The sequence below is a fragment of the Streptomyces sp. SID3343 genome (genome assembly GCF_009865215.1).
In the GTDB taxonomy this organism is placed as follows: domain Bacteria; phylum Actinomycetota; class Actinomycetes; order Streptomycetales; family Streptomycetaceae; genus Embleya.
On record NZ_WWJX01001289.1, the window covers coordinates 1 to 281 of the forward strand.

At 79.4% G+C, this 281-nt stretch carries 1 protein-coding gene; it reads left to right on the forward strand.

Annotated features, from left to right (window positions below):
• Nucleotides 1-281, forward strand: a 281-nt coding sequence (locus GT354_RS40270) for a hypothetical protein (RefSeq protein ID WP_161361449.1), incomplete at both ends; no start/stop codon positions are given.

The following is a 281-nucleotide window of genomic DNA, read 5'->3' on the forward strand; positions in this document are numbered from 1 at the left end:
GCGGCCACCACCGCCGCGACCGAGGCCCAACGAGCCCGCAGCGAGGCGGTCCACCTGCGCGCCCGGCTCGCCGAGGTCGGCGCCGAACTCGACCAGGCCGTACAGGCGGGCTGGATCGACGACGACGGCGACCCCGCCGAATCCGCCGCCCGCGCCGCCGACGAGGACAACAGCGCGTCGGCGGCGTGGGCCGAGGCCAGGGTGGTCGCCGAACAGGTCGCCCAGGCCGTGCGCGACGCCGAATCCACGCGCGGGCGGGCCGAGCTCGCCGCCGCGCGGGC